Origin of the sequence: Aeromonas sp. QDB34, assembly GCF_027705405.1 — a bacterium.
GTDB lineage: Bacteria > Pseudomonadota > Gammaproteobacteria > Enterobacterales > Aeromonadaceae > Aeromonas > Aeromonas hydrophila.
The window spans coordinates 59645-73043 of sequence record NZ_JAPDBT010000010.1; the positions used below are offsets into that span (position 1 = coordinate 59645).

Annotated in this window: 15 protein-coding genes; 6 read left to right on the plus strand and 9 right to left on the minus strand. The window is 62.3% G+C overall.

Going from position 1 to position 13399, the window contains the following annotated elements; genetic code table 11:
• The first annotated feature begins 109 nt into the window (after positions 1 to 109).
• Together OKC29_RS14445 and OKC29_RS14450 are read left to right on the plus strand one after the other, a co-directional pair.
• Positions 110 to 2119, plus strand: coding sequence for a methyl-accepting chemotaxis protein (locus tag OKC29_RS14445; protein WP_073351720.1), 2010 nt, complete (start codon positions 110 to 112; stop codon positions 2117 to 2119).
• A gap of 135 nt (positions 2120 to 2254) precedes the next feature.
• Complete coding sequence (locus OKC29_RS14450; RefSeq protein ID WP_073351722.1) at positions 2255 to 3979, plus strand: proline--tRNA ligase; 1725 nt, start codon at positions 2255 to 2257, stop codon at positions 3977 to 3979.
• An 86-nt stretch (positions 3980 to 4065) separates the two neighbouring features.
• Here OKC29_RS14450 and OKC29_RS14455 read toward each other — a convergent pair whose 3' ends face one another.
• The 3 genes from OKC29_RS14455 to OKC29_RS14465 all read right to left on the minus strand — a co-directional run bounded on the left by OKC29_RS14455 (position 4066) and on the right by OKC29_RS14465 (position 5973).
• On the minus strand, positions 4066 to 4743 hold the full coding sequence (locus OKC29_RS14455; RefSeq protein ID WP_011707375.1) for an SDR family oxidoreductase: 678 nt from the start codon (positions 4741 to 4743) through the stop codon (positions 4066 to 4068).
• A 64-nt stretch (positions 4744 to 4807) separates the two neighbouring features.
• Positions 4808 to 5437, minus strand: a complete 630-nt coding sequence (locus OKC29_RS14460) for a TIGR04219 family outer membrane beta-barrel protein (protein WP_011707376.1) — start codon at positions 5435 to 5437, stop codon at positions 4808 to 4810.
• 95 nt (positions 5438 to 5532) lie between these two features.
• Positions 5533 to 5973: a copper chaperone PCu(A)C gene (locus OKC29_RS14465; RefSeq protein WP_011707377.1), complete on the minus strand. Its 441-nt coding sequence runs from the start codon at positions 5971 to 5973 to the stop codon at positions 5533 to 5535.
• An 89-nt stretch (positions 5974 to 6062) separates the two neighbouring features.
• On the opposite strand from OKC29_RS14465, the gene OKC29_RS14470 reads away from it, so the two are divergent.
• Positions 6063 to 6812: an enoyl-CoA hydratase-related protein gene (locus tag OKC29_RS14470; RefSeq protein WP_162275777.1), complete on the plus strand. Its 750-nt coding sequence runs from the start codon at positions 6063 to 6065 to the stop codon at positions 6810 to 6812.
• A 3-nt stretch (positions 6813 to 6815) separates the two neighbouring features.
• On the opposite strand, the gene OKC29_RS14475 is transcribed toward OKC29_RS14470, so the two are convergent.
• On the minus strand, positions 6816 to 7244 hold the full coding sequence (locus tag OKC29_RS14475) for a DUF2753 domain-containing protein (RefSeq protein WP_011707379.1): 429 nt from the start codon (positions 7242 to 7244) through the stop codon (positions 6816 to 6818).
• Between the two features lie 290 nt (positions 7245 to 7534).
• Here OKC29_RS14475 and OKC29_RS14480 point away from each other — a divergent pair, with 290 nt between their 5' ends.
• Positions 7535 to 8200 carry a CatB-related O-acetyltransferase gene (locus OKC29_RS14480; protein WP_073351725.1) on the plus strand — a complete coding sequence of 222 codons (666 nt, stop codon included), beginning with the start codon at positions 7535 to 7537 and terminating at the stop codon, positions 8198 to 8200.
• Between the two features lie 51 nt (positions 8201 to 8251).
• Here the strand turns inward: OKC29_RS14480 and OKC29_RS14485 are convergent, their stop codons facing one another.
• Entirely contained in the window at positions 8252 to 8959 is a 708-nt protein-coding gene (locus OKC29_RS14485) for a ParB-like protein (RefSeq protein WP_011707381.1), read from the minus strand.
• 172 nt (positions 8960 to 9131) lie between these two features.
• On the opposite strand from OKC29_RS14485, the gene OKC29_RS14490 reads away from it, so the two are divergent.
• Both OKC29_RS14490 and OKC29_RS14495 read left to right on the plus strand, forming a co-directional pair.
• The gene (locus OKC29_RS14490) at positions 9132 to 10736 is read left to right on the plus strand and encodes a peptide ABC transporter substrate-binding protein (protein WP_073351726.1); all 1605 of its coding nucleotides are present in this window, start codon (positions 9132 to 9134) and stop codon (positions 10734 to 10736) included.
• 112 nt (positions 10737 to 10848) lie between these two features.
• A complete protein-coding gene (locus tag OKC29_RS14495) occupies positions 10849 to 11160 on the plus strand; it encodes a hypothetical protein (protein WP_042064670.1) in 312 nt (103 codons plus the stop codon).
• Positions 11161 to 11216: 56 nt separating this feature from the next.
• Here the strand turns inward: OKC29_RS14495 and OKC29_RS14500 are convergent, their stop codons facing one another.
• From OKC29_RS14500 to proC, 4 genes are read right to left on the minus strand one after another with little or no spacing between them, the layout of a single operon-like run.
• The gene (locus OKC29_RS14500; RefSeq protein WP_011707384.1) at positions 11217 to 11636 is read right to left on the minus strand and encodes a DUF4426 domain-containing protein; all 420 of its coding nucleotides are present in this window, start codon (positions 11634 to 11636) and stop codon (positions 11217 to 11219) included.
• Positions 11637 to 11654: 18 nt separating this feature from the next.
• Positions 11655 to 11954: a DUF167 family protein YggU gene (gene yggU, locus OKC29_RS14505; protein WP_011707385.1), complete on the minus strand. Its 300-nt coding sequence runs from the start codon at positions 11952 to 11954 to the stop codon at positions 11655 to 11657.
• On the minus strand, positions 11954 to 12505 hold the full coding sequence (locus OKC29_RS14510) for a YggT family protein (protein WP_016351969.1): 552 nt from the start codon (positions 12503 to 12505) through the stop codon (positions 11954 to 11956). The genes yggU and OKC29_RS14510 overlap by 1 nt, the downstream gene beginning before the upstream one ends.
• Before the next feature lie 40 nt (positions 12506 to 12545).
• Entirely contained in the window at positions 12546 to 13370 is an 825-nt protein-coding gene (proC, locus tag OKC29_RS14515) for a pyrroline-5-carboxylate reductase (protein ID WP_073351728.1), read from the minus strand.
• Positions 13371 to 13399: the final 29 nt, after the last annotated feature.

Here is a 13399-nt window from a genome sequence, read left to right on the forward strand (position 1 = left end):
CTTGGATCCGGGCATGGCAACAACTTTATTTTTCATCGGGAATGGCGGATTCCCGCCATTGATAAAACACTGAATTGGGTTTGTTCGGAGCCAAGGAAGGTCCTGCATCATGAAAATTGTCACCACATCGAATCTCGGGCTGACCATTCTGCTCAGCTGCACGCTGGGGATGGGCATCGTCGGCTGGTATGGCAGCCAGCGACTGGCCGATCTGCTCTCCTATGTATTGGGCGCCGCCTGGCAGACTGCCGACGGCGCCATGGAGGGGTCCATCGAGCTCGGCAACCAGTCGCTCTACATCCAGAAGATGCTCAGAGGCATTCCGCTCGATGAGCCGGAGCTGCAGCGCGCCAGAGCGGCCACCGCCGATGCCATGCGCCGGGTGGGGGAAGGCCGGCTGATCGACGCTACCGCCATCAACGCGATGGAGCAGCAGCATCTGGCCTATCAGCAGCAACAGGAGCAGTTGCTGGCACTCTACCGGGCCTTTACCAGCGTCGATCAGGCGCTGCGCGCCAGCTCGGAGCGTATGTCCCGCCTCTCGACTCAACTTGAGGTGGTAGGGGACGGCGCGGTCGAGAGTCTGACCCAGTCGCCGGATCAGGCCATCAGCTGGAATGGCGGTCTGGCCACCCGCTGGCATGCCGCCGATGGCGGCATGGAGGCCAACATCGGCTTCCTGCGCCAGCTCTATGCGCTGGAGAAGATGCAGAGCGAGGGGCCGACTCCCGCCATCCAGGCCGAGATGAAAGAGGCGACCCGCTTCTACCAGGAAGCGGTCGACGCCATGCTGGGCAGCGGCATGTTTGATGTGCCCGGCGAAGGGGAATTTGCCGGCCAGTCGCTGGCAACCCAGTACCGCACCTTGCAAACTGAGGTGCAGCGGCTGATGGTGCAGTGGATGGCGGCACTGAGCGAGTATCAGGGTCAACTGGTCAACTATGAACGCAGCGCCGACCAGCTCAAGCAACAACTGGTCGAGGTCGAGGCCAAGGGGGACGCCACGGTAGAGGATCAGGTGAACCAGCTCAACAGCATCATCAGCCACACCAAGAACCTGCTGCTGGGGGGTCTGCTGTTGAGCCTGCTGCTCGTGACCCTGTGCGGCTTCTGGCTGGTGCGCACCATCGTCAAACCCCTGCTGCAGGTCAATCAACGCATGCAGGACATCGCGGCAGGCGAAGGCGACCTCAATGCCCGCATCAATCTCAAGCGCGACGACGAGATTGGCTCGCTGGCCGGCAGCGTGGATCGCTTTATCGAGAAACTGCAGAAGATGATCAGCTCCACCATGGACAACAATCAGCACATCAGCGAGCACGTTCACACCTCGGTCAACCGGGTCGAAGCCATCAGCCAGAGTAGCCGCCAGACCGCCGAACACGCCCAGGCACTGCACCACGACAGCGAGCAGATGGTCCAGGTCGCCACCTCCATCTCGGATAACTGCAGCCTGGCGGCGCAAAATGCCAACGAGGTACGCCAGCTCACCGCCGAGAGCAGCCAATACGTGACCTCCGCCAGCAACGGCATGCAGCGGGTAGTGGTGGAGGTGGGCGAGTGCGCCAACGCCATCAACGCCCTCAAGGAGCAGGCCAGCCAGATTGGCCAGATCATCTCCACCATCAGCAGCATTTCGGAGCAGACCAACCTGCTGGCGCTCAACGCCGCCATCGAGGCGGCCCGGGCCGGCGAGATGGGTCGCGGCTTTGCCGTGGTGGCCGACGAGGTGCGCACCCTGGCCAATCGCACCGCCTCCTCCAGCGCCGAAATAACCGAGGTGATCAACAGCATCCAGCAACAGACCGAGAAGGCCTATCTGATGATGCAGCGCAATCTGAAGACGGTGGAATCCGGCATGGAGGACTCTGACAACACCAGGCAGATCCTGTTCAAGGTGGAAGAGGCCATCGATCATCTGGCAGACATGGTGCAACAGGTGGCGGATGCCACCGGTCAGCTCTCCCATACCCTGAGCCACACCTCGGACAAGGTCTCCGGCATCAGCCTGCAAGCCCAGACCGGCGAGCAGGAGGCGCAGGAGTGCCTGCAGCTCGCCTCCTCCCTGCATCAGGCCAGCCTGCTGCAACAGCGCCTGCTGTCGCAATTTCGGGTCTGACCAACGCGGGGGCTATGCCCCCGCTTTCTCCCGTCGTACGAATTTAGCCCTTGGGCCGCAGGGTCCGGCCTGTTAAAATTCCGCTCTTGAAATTATCCAGGGCCCAGCCGCCCGTCTTAGCTAAGGTCTACCGCGATGCGTACCAGCCAATATCTGCTTTCCACTCTCAAGGAAACCCCGTCCGATGCCGAGATCGTCAGCCATCAGCTGATGCTGCGCGCCGGCATGATCCGCAAACTGGCCTCCGGCATGTATGCCTGGCTGCCGTCCGGTCTGCGGGTTCTGAAAAAAATCGAGAACATTGTTCGCGAAGAGATGAACAATGCTGGTGCCATCGAAGTCTCCATGCCGGTGGTGCAACCCGCCGAGCTGTGGCAGGAGTCCGGCCGCTGGGATGACTACGGTCCCGAGCTGTGCCGTCTGACCGACCGTCACAACCGTCCCTTCGTGCTGGGTCCAACCCACGAAGAGGTGATCACCTCGCTGGTACGTTACGAAGTGAACAGCTACAAGCAGCTGCCGCTCAACCTCTACCAGATCCAGACCAAATTCCGCGATGAAGTGCGTCCCCGCTTCGGCGTGATGCGCGGTCGCGAATTCCTGATGAAGGACGCCTACTCCTTCCACATCGACAAGGCTTCGCTGATCGAAACCTACGAGCGGATGCACGCCGCCTACTGCGCCGCCTTCACCCGCATGGGGCTGAACTTCCGTCCGGTGCAGGCCGATACCGGCTCCATCGGTGGTACCGGCTCCCACGAATTCCAGGTGCTGGCCGAGAGCGGTGAAGATCTGATCGCCTTCTCCGATACATCAGATTACGCCGCCAACATCGAGATGGCCGAAGCGCTGGCACCGGCTGGCGAGCGTGCTGCCGCCACCTCGGCCCTGACCAAGGTCGCCACTCCGGCCGTCCACACCATCATTGATGTGGCCGCCTTCCTGAACGTGGCGCCGAGCGCCATTGCCAAGACCCTGCTGGTGCTGGGTGAAGAGGACGAGCACGGCAACCAGGCCGTCATCGCACTGGTCCTGCGTGGCGATCACGAGCTGAACGAAATCAAGGCCGAGAAACTGCCGGGTGTTGCCAACCCGCTGACCTTCGCCAACGACGAGCAGATCAAGGCTGCTGCCGGTTGCGACGCAGGCTCCATCGGTCCGGTCGGCTTTGCCGGTCGCATCATCGCCGATCGCAGCGCCGCCCATCTGGCCGACTTCGTCTGTGGCGCCAACGAGACCGGCTTCCACCTGACTGGAGCCAACTGGGATCGCGACATCGCGACCTATGAAGTGGCCGACCTGCGCAACGTGGTAGAAGGCGACCCGAGCCCGTGCGGTCAGGGCAAGCTGCTGCTCAAGCGCGGCATCGAAGTGGGCCACATCTTCCAGCTGGGTACCAAGTACTCCGAAGCCATGAAGGCGAGCGTGCTGAACGAGGGCGGCAAGTCCGTCACCATGGAGATGGGTTGCTACGGTATCGGGGTTTCCCGTCTGGTGGCTGCCGCCATCGAGCAGAACAACGACCAGTACGGCATCATCTGGCCGGAAGCCATCGCCCCGTTCGAAGTGGCCATCGTGCCGATGAACATGCACAAATCCGAGCGCGTGGCCGAGCAGGCACAGCAGTTCTACACCGAGCTGAAGGCCGCCGGTGTGGATGTGCTGTTCGATGACCGTAAAGAGCGCCCGGGCGTGATGTTCGCCGACATGGAGCTGCTGGGTGTGCCGCACGCCATCGTTATCGGCGATCGCGGTCTGGACAACGGTGTGGTGGAGTACAAGTGCCGCCGCACCGGCGAGAAGCAGGAAGTGGCGATCAGCGAGATCGTTGCCCTGCTCAAGGCCAAGCTGGGTCGTTAATTACGCCCCCTAGCCCCCATAAAAAAGCGCGCCATTAGGCGCGCTTTTTGTTTTCTGCCGCAGGGCAGAGGCGAGGCTGGCCGCCACTAGTTGCGACCGATGAAGAGATCGGTCACATGGCAGCTGCTTCTGGCTTCCAGCGCATCCAGCATGTAGGCGGCGGCGTCTTCCGGGGTCATGAAGCCGCTGCTGTCCACGTGATCCGAGTTGTCCCAGAATTCGCTGCGGATCCCGCTCGGATAGAGGTTCACCAGCCGCAGCGGCGAGCCTTTCAGCTCGGCCCGCAACGACTCCAGAAAGCCGCGCATGCCCCATTTGGAGGCACAATAGAGGCTCTCGTTGGCCTTGCCCACCTGGGCGGCGGAGGAGAGCACGTTGGCCAGCACACCGCCCTTGTCGCCGATGAGGCGCACCGTCTGTTGGGCCACCAGAATGGTGGAGATGAGGTTGCTCTCCACCACTCGGCGGATCTGCTCGGCGGTATAGACGCCGACCGGGCCGAACTCGCCCACGCCGGCACAGTGCAGCACCAGCTCGGGCAAACCGCCCCACTCCACCGCAGCGGCGAACGCCACATCCACTTCTTCGTGGTGCGCCAGATCGGCGGCGATGCCGATCACCGCCTTGCCAAGCAACTCCTCCTGCTCCTGCAGCCTCTGATAACGACGCCCCATCATGGAGACCTGATGACCGCGTTCAACCAGACCTATGGTGAGCGCCCGGCCCAGACCGGACCCCGCCCCCGTCACTATGATATGACCCATGCTCTTTCCTCGTCGGATGCCGCCATCGGGATGATGGGGGCATCGTCATCAGCCGTTGCCGGAATTAGAAGGTGAATTCGCCACCGATGAACCAGCCGTCGACCCGCTGGTCAACGCGATCGAAGTCCATGCTCGCATCACGCCAACCGGCACGCACCTTGAGCGGTACGGTCGCGAACTTGTAGGAACCGCCCAGACGGTAGTCGTAGTTGTCGGCATCCTGCACGCGGGCATCGCCGAAGGCAGCAAAGCCGGTACCCGGGATGCGCACTTCGGCGCCGGTGTAGGCCATCAGCACGTCCTTGTCATAGGAGTAGTGCTGGGTGTTGAAATCACCATCGTAGCGACGACCGGTCAGACCCAGATCGATCTGGAACAGGTCGTTGTTGAACAGGCGATAGTAGAGGCTCAGGTCATACGCCATCAGATCGTTGTTGAGGGCGCCGCCGCTGGTACCGAAATCGGAGATCTCGAACTTGGCGTTGGGCAGCAGGATGATGCCGTGCTCCAGTTGCAGGTAGCCGCTCCAGTTGTAGTTCTCGTCGTAGCTGCCGTTGGCCCCGACACCGTTGATCTGGCCGCTGCCCTGAGCATTCCATACATCGGTACCGGCAGCGAAACGCCAGTCATCGGCAGCCATGGCAGCCTGGCTGAACAGGGCCAGTACGCAACCGGCAATCAAGGTCTTCTTCATCACGTCACTCTCTATCTATGGACTGGAAAGGCCATCATTTTACCCAGTGCGACGGGAATACACAGTGTAAAAAACTGAACAAGCGTCCATTAATGTCAGTGCTGCATGCCAGCCATGGGTTCAATCGGCTTCACCGGCAGGCTCAACTCCAGCTTCTGGCCATCATCCATGGTCAATGTCAGCGGGAAAGGGGTGCCCTGGGAAAGCTCGCGCACTTCGAACAGCATGATGTGAAAGCTGCCGGGTTTGAGCGCCACTTCGCCCTTGGCCGGCACCTCAATGCTCTCGACCTGGCGCATCTTCATCACGCCGTTCTCGTGCAGATGGGTGTGCAGCTCGGCGCGGCCCACCTCGGGCGAGGCGGCAGCCACCAGCTTGACCGGCTGATCGGCATCATTCTTCAGCACCAGGAAGGCGGCGGTGTTGGGCGAGCCTGGCGGCAACAGGCGCACATAGCCGTCGACGGCCTCGACCTTGGCCAGGGCGGGAGCAGCCAGCCCCAGGGCCAGCAGGGAATAGAACGCACGTTTAAACATGGTTGAAATCCTTTTATGATGTTGTTAAACGCCGCAAAGATTACCGCAGCAGTAAGCTTTTGACAGCCAGCAATAACAAGGATTTAGACATGGACCCCATTATCATTATCGAGCAGCAGGATGGCTTGCTCACCCTGACCCTCAATCGTCCCGACAAGCGCAATGCCCTCAATACGGCCATGTATCGTGCGCTCACCGACGCCTTGCGACAAGCGACGGAAGATGACGCCATCCATGCCCTGCTCATCCAGGGGCAGAGCGACTGCTTTACCGCCGGCAATGATCTGGCCGACTTCGTGGGGAAAGAGACCCTGGAGGCAGACGATCCTATCTTGCAGTTCCTCCACACCCTGGCCGACTTCCCGAAACCGGTGATCGCCGCAGTCGGCGGTGCGGCGGTGGGGATTGGCACCACCCTGCTGCTGCACTGCGATCTGGTCTATCTGGCCGACAATGCCCGCCTGCAACTGCCCTTCGTCGAGCTGGGGTTGGTGCCGGAGTTTGCCTCCAGCCTGCTGCTGCCGCGCAGCGTGGGTCACTTGAAGGCGGCGGAACTATTGCTGCTGGCCGAAGCCATCGATGCCGACGAGGCACTGCGGCTGGGGCTCGCCAACCGGGTGCTGGCGGCCGAAGCCCTGCTCCCCTTTGCCCGGGAGCAGGGTTTGAAGCTGGCGCACAAGGCGCCGAAGGCACTGCAAAAGAGCAAGGCGCTGCTCAAGCAGGAGCTCAGGCAGGCGGTGCACTTCATCATCGATCTGGAGGCGCGCGCCTTCTCCCTCGCCCTGCAGGGGGAAGAAGCACAAACGCGGATCGCCCAGCGCCTCAAAGGCCGTAAATGATCCTCAGTTGAGGCGAAAACGGCCGATCAGCTCGCAGCCCTGCACCTGATCCTGCAGCTGGATCAAGCGGGCGATGTCGGGATTGGGGTGGCGCTTGAGGAAAGAGAGCAGCGCCGCCCGACAGCAACCCAGTTCGCTGATGAGGGATTCGCACTCCTGGTTCGGGCACTGGGGCACCAATGCCGTCACCAGCTCGGAGGCCAGCTTGAGGTAGCGCAGCTCGTAGGCCGGCTCCTCCATGGCGCGCCAGAAATCGGCCAGCCGGTGGCAGGTCGCCACCCGCATGCTGGCCAACTCGTCCAGCTCGCCGTCACTCAGTTCGTATACCTCGGCGAGGGCCTGCTGATAGAGGCAGATGGCGGTGCCGAGCGCGCCTGCGCCCAGTGCGTTTTCAGCCTCCAGCATGTAGCGCTGCCAGATTTGATGGGTCATGCCGATCTCCCAAGTTGATGGGTGGGACTTTTATCATGCCCAGTTGAGAATGAATATCAACCCGATATTTCGTGCAGGTTTTGACCAGATAACGATGCTTGGCTTGGCCCCCATCCTCATATGACTTACCATGCCGATCCACCCTTCAGGACCCGCACTCTCCATGCTGCGACCCCGTTTACCCCAGGATCTGGGCTGCTCGACCCTGTGCGTGCCCCGCCTGCTGGTCTGGATCTATTAGCTGCGCTCCTCGCGTCATCCACCCTATCCATTTGAACGAGGAGACAACCATGAAACCCTGCCAACACTGGTCGCAGGTCGAGTACCTGCACCTGACGGTGAGCAACCCCAACATCCACCTGAAGGGGTGCCACAGCTACTACTCCGGCGCCTGGGACGGCCCGTTTGAAGAGGCCGCCGTGCGCTATCTGCACGGCGACAGCTTCAGCCGCAGCCCAGAGACCGGCTGGGAGCCGCTCTGGCACATCGATCAGCTGCATATCGGTGACTATGTGCAAATAGCCGCCGGGGTGAAGATCCTGATGGGCGGCAACCACACCCACAATGCCGACTTCATCAGCACCTATCCGTTTGCCGATCTCGATGCCCTCCAGCGCAGCTATCGCCCTGCCGGCGACACCCGCATCGGCAACGATGTCTGGATCGGCATGGACGCCATGATCATGCCGGGGGTCACCGTCGGCGACGGCGCCATCATAGCGGCGCGCGCCCTGGTCAATCAGGATGTGCCGCCCTATGCCATGGTGGCCGGTACGCCGGCCAAGGTTATTAGGATGCGCTTTGCTGAGGAGGAGATCACCCGCTTGCAGGCGCTGGCCTGGTGGGAGTGGCCGGATGCCCAGGTGCAGGCCTTGCTGCCGCAGATCCAGCAAGGCGAAGTAGCCCTGCTGGAACAGGCCGCCGCGCACTGGCAGCAGGCCCGGCAACCATCATGACGAAGCGGGGGGCATAGGCCCCCCGCAATTGCGTTGATAGCGGCTATCCCCTCAGTTGCCGCTGCGCGACTGATTGACCCTGCACTGCTTGCCCGGATAACCGGGCAGATCCGCCGCCTTGCTGCTGCACGCCAGCCGCTTGGCCTGATAGAGGCGATCCGCCAGATTGGCGCTGTCGACCGGCAACCAGTCCATCTGCTGGCCGAGCCAGCTGGCCCAGGCAAACTCGACGAAGTAGACCTGCTCCCGCTTGTCGAAATAGCCCGCATCCTGCAGCAGGCCGGCCACCGTCCGGTAGGGGTAATCCGGCAGTTCGCCGATGTGGGCCGGCAGTTGCTGCGGCGTCAGTGCGCCGCCCTTTTCATCCTTGAGCCAAGCCCAGTGGTTGCACTGCATCTGGCTCCAGAAGTTCTCCTTGTCCTGCAACCTGGCGATCACCTTGACCCGCACCTGCTTCACGCCAGACTGCCACAGCGCCTTGGTCAGATGGTGCCTGTCCACCAGCCAGTAACCACCATCGGGCGCAATGACGATGGGGATCTCTTTCTTTTTCATCAACTTGTCGAGCTGCTTTGCACTCTTGCCCGCCAGCTCGGCCTGGGTGTTGTCGACCTGGATCTGGCCCACGCCGCCCTGGGTCGGATGCAGCTGATCTATGTTCACCTCGCACCAGCTGCCAACCTGGCTTTCACGCTCACACGGCGCCAGCGCCCAGGCCCCCTGACTGATGGCCAGGGCCAACAGGATCCACGTTCTCATTGCTCACTCCTCTACCCGAATGGCGGGTCAAATAAGATGCCGGGGAGTCCCCTCATCCAAGGGACTCATACTGGCGGTCTGACCAGCAAACGGGATATCATGATTTCCCGTCTGTCGGCGATCACTTCTCGCCGAGTTTTCACCCCGCTTCACACTATTTGAAGGATCAACCATGAAAGGATGGAGTCCCCTGCTGGCCCTGCTGGGCTGCGCCTGTGTCCAGGCTGCCGATGTTCCACCCGGCACCCAGCTCGCCGCCGAACAGGCCGTCGTGCGTCATCTGAAAGACGAGCCGGCGAGTCTGAGCCCGCTCAAGCTGGTCGGCCTGCCCGAGTTGCAGGTACTGCGGGATCTCTACGAGGGGCTGCTGACCCAGGGACCGGACGGCAAGGTGCAGCCCGGGGTGGCCGCCAGCTGGGACAACCAGGGCAATCAGCGCTTCACCTTCCATCTGCGCCCGGACGCCCGCTGGTCCAACGGCGATCCCGTACAGGCCGCCGACTTCGTCTACGGCTGGCGCAAACTGGTCGATCCCAAAGAGGCGGCCACCTTTGCCTGGTTCGCCCAGCTGGCCCGCTTCGACAAGGTGGATGAGATCGTGGCCGGCAAGCTGCCCCCCGCAGAGCTCGGAGTGAAGGCCCTTGATGAGCATACCCTGCAGGTGACCCTCTCCCAGCCGGTGCCCTACTTCCTGAGCCTGCTGACCCACCCCAGCCTGTCGCCGCTGCATCGTGCCAGCATGGAGCAATACGGCAACCAGTGGACCCAGCCCGGCAAGCTGGTCGGCAACGGCGCCTTCGTGCTGAGTCACCGGGTGGTGAACGAGAAGCTGGAGCTGACCCCCAACCCCTACTACTGGGATCGCGCCCATACCGTGCTGACCAAGGTCACCTTCGTCCCCATCAATCAGGAGAGTGCCGCCACCAACCGCTACCTGGCCGGCGACCTGCACATTACCGAATCCTTCCCCAAGGAGCAGTATCACAAGCTGATGCTGCAGATCCCGGGCGAGGTCTATACCCCGGATCAGCTCGGCACCTACTACTACGCCTTCAACACCCAGCGCGCGCCCCTCAACGACGTGCGGGTGCGCAAGGCGCTCTCCTACACCATCGACCGTGGCCTCATCGCCAGCAAGATCCTGGGCACCGGAGAAAAACCCGCCTATCACTTCACCCCGGACGTGGTTGCCGGCTTCGAGCCCAAGGCCAACCTGCTCTCCAGCAGCAGTCAGCAGGAGCTGGACGACAAGGCCAGAGCCCTGCTCAAGGAGGCGGGCTACGGCCCGGCCAACCCGCTCAAGCTGACCCTGCTCTACAACACGGCCGAGGTACACAAGAAGATGGCGCTGGCCATCGCCAACCTGTGGAAACAGAAGCTGGGAGCCCGGGTCGAGCTCACCAATCAAGAGTGGAAAACCTATCTCGACAGCCGCCAGAGCGGCCAGTTCGAGGTGATCCGCTCCTCCTGGGTGGCCGACTACAACGACCCGTCCGCCTTCCTCGGCCTGTGGGGCTCCCACCACAGCGGCAACATGGCCCGCTTCGCCAACGCCGGCTACGATGCCCTGCTGGCCAAGGCTGCCAACAGCCAGGATCCCCGTGAACGGGCCCGTCTGTTCGATGAGGCCGAAACCATACTGCAGGACGAGGCGCCTATCGCCCCCATCTATCAGTACACCAACGCCCGGCTGATCAAGCCCTGGCTCAAGGGCTATCCCATCAACAATCCGGAAGACGTGGCCTACAGCCGCCAGCTCTACCTCGTCAAACACTGACCCTGTGGGGGCCGGCCATGCCGGTCCCCTCTCTTCCCCTGTTCATGCTCAAGTTTTCGGCATAGAATGCCGCCCTTTCAGACAACCACACCCCTCAGTCACCGATGTTGTTATGCGCTATTTATTGATGATCGCCCTGCTGGCGGCCCTGCCCGTCCAGGCAGCCAGCGAGGCCCAGTGCCGCCAGGCCTTCACCGAGTGGATGCTGGCCCAGCACAAGCAGTTCAGCGACCGCAAGGCCAGCAAGATGGAGCGGCGCAGCGCGGAGCGGGCCATCGATCAGGTGCGCAGCGAATTCTCGAAGCGGGAGAGCTTCTGTCAGGCCATGGAGTGGGTGGAGCACAACCGGGATCAGGATCCCCGCTTCACCCCACGGATCGGGGAGATCCACGACTTCACCCCGCCGGCCGACTCGCCGTCATGAAAAAAGCCCCGAACCTGCGTTCGGGGCTTTTTTACAGGGCATCACCGGCGTCGGCATCAGTCGACGTAGAAGGTCTGCTGGAAGGTCAGCGTCTGTTGCTGCCCCTCCCCCATGATCTTCAGGGTGAACTGGTAGGTATCCTCGTTGCGATAGGGCAGCACCGCCAGATAGTAGATGGCATCCCCCTCCTTCACCTCCTGGAAGCTCAGGTTGCGGATGGTGCCGGTGAGGTTCTTGGCCTCGCCGCTGATCCCCACCGCCTGGGCGACCCCCTGCTTGTTCTGCACCGCAATGTTGACGATGCCATTGTAGCGGCTGCGCTCCAGACCGTAGGCCTTGGCAACCTCGGGGGTGAGGAAGCTGGAGTTGAAGGCGCTGTAGTGTACCTGCCAGGGGCCCAGTTCCTTCATCTGTTCGGCCCGCAGGGGCAAGGTCAGCAGCAGTGCCAGCAGGCAGCTTATCCAGGCTGTTTTCATGGTGTCATCCTTCTCGTGTTAACCCTGATTGTCCAGCAGGGCACTGACCTCGGCGGGGATCTGCCTGGGCGCCTCGATGGCGACCGTCTTGTGCCGTCCCAGCTCCCCCCGCACGATGCGAACCTGCCCCTTGGCCACCTTGAACTGCTTGGCCAGATACTTGATCAAGTGGCTGTTGGCCTGGCCATCCACCGGCGGCGCCGTGATGGCCACTTTCAACTCTTCTCCATGCAATCCGACGATCTGATCCCGGCTCGCCTTGGGCTGGATCATCAGATGCATTATCAGCTCATCCCCTTCCCGCAGGACGGCTGCCATCAAATCATCCACCACAGCTGGCCGAACAGATCACCCAACAGATAGTTTATGGCCTGCAGCCCGATAAAGGCGACCAGCACGGAGAGATCCAGCCCGCCCAGTGCCGGCAGAATGCGACGGATGGGGGCCAGGAAGGGCTCAGTCAGCTGGTGCATCACATACTCGATGGGGTTGCGACCCTGGCTGACCCAGCTCAGGATGGCACGGATCAGCAGCACCCAGAAGATCATGGAGCCGGCCTTCTTCAGCACGGTCAGCCCGGCAAACAGGCTGAGGGTGAGCCAGTCGGCCAGCAGCACGTTCATGCTCTTGAGCAACGCCAGCTTGGCAAAGGCGATGATAATGGCCAGCAGCACAGAGGCCATGTCCAGCCCGCCAAACCCGGGAATGACCCGGCGCAGCGGCACCACCAGCGGATTGGTCAACTTGACCACCATCTGGCTCATGGGGTTGTAGAAGTCTGCGCGGGCCCACTGCAGCCAGACGCGCAACAGCACCACCATGAGATAGAGGTCAAAAATCGTGTTAATCAGAAAGTAAGCAGTGTTCATCTGGGCTCCAGGTTGAGACAGAGAGTAAGAGAAATCGGGTTCAGAACAGGGTTTCCATTTCGCCGGCCCGGGCAACGGCCGCCTGCATGGCGTGTGCCGTCAGCGGCATCAGCCCCTGTTGCTGGAAAGTCTTGATCGCCTCGGCGGTGGTGCCACCCTTGCTGGTCACCTGCTCGCGCAGGGTCTGCAGCGACAGCTCGGGATTTTGCTCGACCATGGCCGCCGCACCAAGGGCGGTCTGCTGCACCAGCAGGCGGGCCTGTTCGGGGGAGAAGCCCATGGCCTCGGCCTCCTCGGCGATGGCCTGCATGAACAGGAAGAAGTAGGCAGGCGCACTGCCGGCCGCGGCGATGACGCCGTTGATGGCAGACTCCTGCTCCACCCACAGGGTTTTACCCACCGCCAGCATCATCTGCTCGGCCAGCGCCCGATCAGCCTGCTCGATGCCAGGCGGGGCGTACAGCCCGGTCATGCCCAGCCCCAGCAGAGAGGGGGTGTTCGGCATGGTGCGGATGATCCGGCCGTGGCCACCCGCCATCTCGGCCAACCGCGCCACCTTGATGCCGGCGGCGATGGAGATGAGCAGCTTGCCCTCCAACGTGCCCAGCTGTGCCACCAGCGCGCTCAGCATGGCGGCCATCAGCTGCGGCTTGACCGCCAGTACGATCACCTCCGCCGCCCGGGCTGCCTCGGCGTTGTCCTGGGTGATGCGGATGCCGTAGTCGTTGGCCAGCGCATCCAGCTTGGGCCGACTGGGGTTGGCGGCGATGATCCGGTCGGCCGGATAGCCCGCCTGAACCAGACCGGCAATGATACTGCGGCTCATGTTGCCCGCCCCGATAAAGGCGAGGATCCTATGCTGCATCAAACGCTCCTGTTATCTGAAAAAAGCAC

Bases quoted from the DNA above. Each gene is read 5' to 3' on its own strand.
- OKC29_RS14445 (WP_073351720.1), top strand. From the start codon at position 110: ATGAAAATTGTCACCACATCGAATCTCGGGCTGACCATTCTGCTCAGC.
- OKC29_RS14450 (WP_073351722.1), top strand. From the start codon at position 2,255: ATGCGTACCAGCCAATATCTGCTTTCCACTCTCAAGGAAACCCCGTCC.
- OKC29_RS14455 (WP_011707375.1), bottom strand. From the start codon at position 4,743: ATGGGTCATATCATAGTGACGGGGGCGGGGTCCGGTCTGGGCCGGGCG.
- OKC29_RS14460 (WP_011707376.1), bottom strand. From the start codon at position 5,437: ATGAAGAAGACCTTGATTGCCGGTTGCGTACTGGCCCTGTTCAGCCAG.
- OKC29_RS14465 (WP_011707377.1), bottom strand. From the start codon at position 5,973: ATGTTTAAACGTGCGTTCTATTCCCTGCTGGCCCTGGGGCTGGCTGCT.
- OKC29_RS14470 (WP_162275777.1), top strand. From the start codon at position 6,063: ATGGACCCCATTATCATTATCGAGCAGCAGGATGGCTTGCTCACCCTG.
- OKC29_RS14475 (WP_011707379.1), bottom strand. From the start codon at position 7,244: ATGACCCATCAAATCTGGCAGCGCTACATGCTGGAGGCTGAAAACGCA.
- OKC29_RS14480 (WP_073351725.1), top strand. From the start codon at position 7,535: ATGAAACCCTGCCAACACTGGTCGCAGGTCGAGTACCTGCACCTGACG.
- OKC29_RS14485 (WP_011707381.1), bottom strand. From the start codon at position 8,959: ATGAGAACGTGGATCCTGTTGGCCCTGGCCATCAGTCAGGGGGCCTGG.
- OKC29_RS14490 (WP_073351726.1), top strand. From the start codon at position 9,132: ATGAAAGGATGGAGTCCCCTGCTGGCCCTGCTGGGCTGCGCCTGTGTC.
- OKC29_RS14495 (WP_042064670.1), top strand. From the start codon at position 10,849: ATGCGCTATTTATTGATGATCGCCCTGCTGGCGGCCCTGCCCGTCCAG.
- OKC29_RS14500 (WP_011707384.1), bottom strand. From the start codon at position 11,636: ATGAAAACAGCCTGGATAAGCTGCCTGCTGGCACTGCTGCTGACCTTG.
- yggU (WP_011707385.1), bottom strand. From the start codon at position 11,954: ATGGCAGCCGTCCTGCGGGAAGGGGATGAGCTGATAATGCATCTGATG.
- OKC29_RS14510 (WP_016351969.1), bottom strand. From the start codon at position 12,505: ATGAACACTGCTTACTTTCTGATTAACACGATTTTTGACCTCTATCTC.
- proC (WP_073351728.1), bottom strand. From the start codon at position 13,370: ATGCAGCATAGGATCCTCGCCTTTATCGGGGCGGGCAACATGAGCCGC.